Source organism: Bartonella sp. MR168JLCBS (assembly GCF_042194175.1).
On record NZ_JBHIMP010000219.1, the window covers coordinates 1 to 896 of the forward strand.

Annotated in this window: 1 protein-coding gene; it reads right to left on the minus strand. The window is 37.6% G+C overall.

The genetic code is table 11. From position 1 onward, the window contains the following. Positions 1 to 303: 303 nt before the first annotated feature. On the minus strand, positions 304 to 896 hold a 593-nt coding region (locus ACFIK8_RS10460), incomplete at its 5' end, for a C40 family peptidase (protein WP_375669390.1).

The window sequence follows — 896 nt, forward strand, 5'->3', positions numbered from 1 at the left end:
TGCGCGCAATATGCGGTGCTTTAATGAAAGCTCTTTAGTAAATTGATTAATTCATTTTCACAATATTTAGAAAACGTGTAATGTTGCTACAGGTTTTTGAATAAATGTTGAATATAAGGTTTAAGAAAAGATCAAGCGATTAATTCTCTTCAGCATAAATAAATTCGAGAAAGTGCTTTTTCATTCATATTAAATCAACAATTAACCGTGATTCCTATTATTATTTTTTAAAGATTCAAAATGGACTCCTGGAAGAATCTGACAGCAGAGGTACTTGCCGATTATGTTCATATAAGAAAATGATTACATTTCCTGAGTTGGTCGACGTTTTTCTACGGGATATTTATGTTTTTTAGCGATACGTGTAATTGCTTCTTCCAATGGCTCGATCATAACGTTCATAGAATAGCCGTTTGCGTGGATGATATTTTCATGATCAATCATAATGGCAACATGACCTTCCCAAAAAATCAAATCGCCCCGTTGTAGTTTATCGCTGTCTGTAAGTGCCCTACCTATAGTTTTTTGCTGCATGGCGGTATCACGTAAAACCAGTGTTCCAGTCATCATCATGGAGAGTTGGATCAAACCTGAGCAATCAATTCCAGAACCGCTAACACCACCCCAAAGATAAGGCGTGCCGATAAAAGTTTCCGCGACTGTAACATAATCTTCGTACACTCGCCCTATGGGACTGAGATGGCGGGTAATAATTGCTTTTCCGCTTTCAAGGATAGAATACATTGTATCGCGCACTTCTGTTTCATCAACAACACTTACTTTGCTTCCCATGGATAAGGGGTATTCCATTGGTCCACGTAAGTCAGCTTGTAAATATTGAAAAGTGCGTGGTACTGAAACAATATGCGTTTGTTTTATCGTTGATGCGCAAAGAA